The organism is Pseudomonas sp. P5_B2 (assembly GCF_056400445.1).
Window position 1 is genome coordinate 1 of sequence record NZ_JBFULH010000395.1, and the last position, 3,810, is coordinate 3,810.

The following is a 3,810-nucleotide window of genomic DNA, read 5'->3' on the forward strand; positions in this document are numbered from 1 at the left end:
CATTCAACATTGATGCTGAATTACACACCGCTTTCGCGAGCAAGCCCGCTCCCACAGGTATTGCGCTGACTGCAATCAGAAGTGGAAGTTGGTGCTTAGCAATGCCGTACGGCCCGGCGCCTGGTTGGCGAAGTGGGTCGAGAAGGCTTTGTCGTAATACGTTTCGTTGGTCAGGTTCTGCACGTTCAGTTGCAGGTCGATGTTTTTGGTCAGCTTGTAGGCCGCCATCGCGTCGTAACGAACGTAGGATTCAACCATGGTGGTGTTGGCCACGTTGCCGAAGACATCGTCGACATAGAACGCACCGCCACCGACCGTCAGCCTCGGCAAGACCTGATAGGTTGTCCACAGGCTGGCGCTGTTTTTCGGCGTGTTAGGCAGTTCGTTGCCGTTGTTGGCTCGGTTCAACGGCATGTCACCGCCATCGATTTGCTCGCTGTCCATGTAGGCGTAACCGGCGAAGACTTGCCATTTATCGGTGATCCTGCCGGTGGCCGACAGTTCGACACCCTGGACGCGGGTTTTGCCGGCGTTTTCATAGGTGTTGGTATTGACTTGAACGCGTGCGTTCTCTTTCTCGGTGTGGAAGATGTCGGCGGTCAGCGAAAGCTGATCATTGAGCAGATCCCACTTGGTACCAATTTCGTAGTTCTTGGTGGTTTCCGGTTTCAAATCGTTATTGACGGTACCGCCGCCCAAAGGATTGCCTTCGGAGCCTTCGCCCAGGGTGTTGCCCGGTGGTGTGGCCGAGGTTGCGTAGGACGCATAGATGCTGCCGTTTTCGGCTGGTTTGTAAACGACGCCGAACTGCCCGGTGACRAACTCACTGGTGTCATTGTCTTTGGCAGTGGTCACACCGGATCCGTTGAAGGTTTTGTAGTCGGTCTCGAAATGGTCGTAACGCAGGCCCATGTTCAACAACCACTGCTGGGACAGTTCCAGGGTGTCGAACACATACATCGCGTACGTGTCGGCCTTGGTGTCGGTACCGGCGTAGTTACGCGAGATCGCACCGTTCCATGGATCGTTCGGATTCGGGTTGGACAGCGAGGTGCAGTTGTAACCGCTTGGCGCGCCGATCAGTGCCGGGTTGCAGTTGGTGGTCACTGCCGCTGTTCCCGGGGTGGTGTCGGTGTTGACGCTATACGAGGATTTCTGGCTCTCCTCGTGGGTGTACTCGATACCGGTGGAGTAGCTGTTCTTGAAACCGGCGATGTAGAGGTCACCAAACAGATCGGTCTGGTTAGTCGTGGTCTCGGTGTTGCTGACCCGGGTGTTGGCCCGACGCCAGACGGTGCCATTGTTGACGTTGCCCTTGCTGTCGTMCGGCTGGGTCAGGATGTAATCCTGCATGCTGCTACCGTGACGCAAGGTGTTCTTGACGGTCATCGCGTCATTCAGATCGTGCTCGATGGCGAAGGTCGAGATATCGGTGCGGCCTTTGCGGAAGTCACGGTCATTGAGGCCGTAGAAGTTTGTGCTGTTGCCGCCGTCGTCCGGTTTGTCCGGGTTGGATTTGGTCCGGGCAGCCGAACCTCCGGCCGGTATCGAGTAAGGGATGCCCGAATCCGGCGTGTCGTTATTTTCCAGATGGTAGTAATCGAGGTTGACGCGGGTGTCGGTGCCCAGGCCGAAAGCCAGCGACGGCGCGATGCCCCAGCGGTCGTAGTCGACGCTGTCACGGCCGGCGACGTTGCTTTCGTGGCTCAACAGGTTCAGACGGCCAGCGGTGGTGTCATTGAGCTGATAGTTGCCGTCCATGGTGTAACGCTGGGTCTGGTCCGAACCCCAGGTAAAACCACCATCAAACGAGTCGCCCAAGTGTGCTTTTTTGCTCACCAGGTTGATGCTGCCGCCGGCAGCGCCACGGCCACCGATGGCCGAGTTCGGACCTTTGCTGACTTCAATCGATTCGACGGCGAAGATCTCGCGGCTCTGCGAACCGGTGTCGCGCACGCCGTCCAGGTAGGTATCGCCCTGTGCGTCGAAACCACGAATGAACGGACGATCGCCTTGGGGGTTGCCACCTTCACCGGCACCGAAGGTGATGCCCGGAACAGTGCGCAGCGCGTCCTGCAAATTGAGGGCGCCGGTGTCCTTGATGACCTGTTGCGGGATGACGGTGATYGAACGCGGAGTATCGACCAGCGGCGCGGTGTACTTGGACGAGTTGGCTTTTTCGACAAAGTAGGATGTCTCGTCCTGAGCCTCGCCAGTGATGGCGGTAGCGCCCAGCGACAGCACATTACCCGGTGCTTTTTCGTCGGCTTTTTCCGCCGCGAAAACCATGTGACCTGCAGAGCCGGCGGTGATTGCCATGCCGATGGCTGATGCGAGCAAACGTGGTGAGCTGACCGGTACGTGTGGTTGTTGACGCGACATTATGAATTCCCTTCCCCAAGGATTTGAGGCCGCGGAATATAGGGTAGACGCGTATTTGTATCAATTGCGAAACGTTACTATTCGCGAAGAATTTACATTCTTTACAATTTAACCTTACGGTTTTTGGTGTTTCGTCCGTCGTGAGGGTTTTACTTAAGCAATAAGAATCAATACCATTGGCGCCCCATCGGTTTCAGGTGTCTTTGCCATGCTGTTGCACATTCCCGGCTTGTTCGCGAAAGAAGAAGTGCAGCGCATTCGTGAGGCTCTGGAGCAGGCCGATTGGGCCGATGGCAAGATCACCGCCGGCTACCAGTCGGCCAAGGCCAAGCACAATCTACAGCTGCCTGAAGGTCATCCACTGGCCAAGGAAGTGGGGGCGGCGATGCTCGAACGGCTGTGGAAAAATCCACAGTTCATGTCAGCCGCGTTACCGCACAAGGTGTTTCCGCCGTTGCTGAACTGCTACACCGCCGGCGGCAGTTTCGATTTCCATATTGATAACGCAGTGCGTCAGCCCAAGGGCAGCATCGAGCGGGTGCGCACCGATCTTTCTGCGACGCTGTTCTTCAGCGAGCCCGAGGACTACGACGGCGGTGAACTGGAAATCCAGGACACCTTCGGCACCCAACGCGTGAAGCTGCCGGCGGGTGACATGGTTTTGTATCCCGGCACCAGTCTGCACAAGGTCAACGCCGTCACACGCGGCACGCGCTACGCCTCGTTCTTCTGGACCCAAAGCCTGGTGCGCGAAGACAGTCAGCGCGCCTTGCTGTTCGAGATGGACGGGGCAATCCAGCAGTTGACGCAGGACATGCCGGACCACCCGTCGCTGATCCGCCTCACCGGCACCTATCACAACTTGCTGCGCCGCTGGGTCGAGGTATGAGTTATCAACTGCGCCGCGAAGAAGTCCTCGACGGTGATTCGCTCAAGGCCATGCTTGAGGAAAGCCCTGCACGGGCGGCTCAAGCGATCTTGATCGCCGCCCGCGAAGGTGCACTCGATGCTCAGGCATTGCTTGGGCAAATCCTGCTGGACGGGCAGGGGATCGCGCAGGATAAACCCTTGGCCGTGCGCTGGTTCGAAATCGCCGCACAAGGCGGGCATTTGATGGCGCGCAACATGCTTGGTCGTTGTCATGAGCATGGGTGGGGTTGTGAGGCTGATGCCTCGGTGGCTGCGCGGCATTATCGAGTCGCAGCCGAAGCCGGGCTGGATTGGGCGATGTACAACTACGCCAACCTATTGGCGACCGGGCGTGGAGTGGGGGTGAATGAGCTACATGCGCTGGGTCTATATCGACAGGCCGCCGAACTAGGCCACGCGAAATCGATGAATCTGCTGGGGCGGTATCTCGAAGAGGGGCGGCTTTGTAAAGCAGACCCTGTCGCTGCAATCGATTGGTATCGACGCTCGGCTGAAGGC

The 3,810-nt window shown here is 57.9% G+C and carries 3 protein-coding genes; 2 read left to right on the forward strand and 1 reads right to left on the reverse strand.

The genetic code is table 11. The annotated features are described in order from the left end of the window. Window positions 1-75: 75 nt before the first annotated feature. A complete protein-coding gene (locus tag AC1DRJ_RS21140) occupies window positions 76-2,382 on the reverse strand; it encodes a TonB-dependent receptor (RefSeq protein WP_477803857.1) in 2,307 nt (768 codons plus the stop codon). Between the two features lie 208 nt (window positions 2,383-2,590). Here AC1DRJ_RS21140 and AC1DRJ_RS21145 point away from each other — a divergent pair, with 208 nt between their 5' ends. Continuing rightward, window positions 2,591-3,271 carry a Fe2+-dependent dioxygenase gene (locus AC1DRJ_RS21145; RefSeq protein ID WP_477790638.1) on the forward strand — a complete coding sequence of 227 codons (681 nt, stop codon included), beginning with the start codon at window positions 2,591-2,593 and terminating at the stop codon, window positions 3,269-3,271. Then, the coding region (locus AC1DRJ_RS21150; protein WP_477803858.1) for a tetratricopeptide repeat protein at window positions 3,268-3,810 on the forward strand (543 nt) is incomplete at its 3' end. The genes AC1DRJ_RS21145 and AC1DRJ_RS21150, both read left to right, overlap by 4 nt.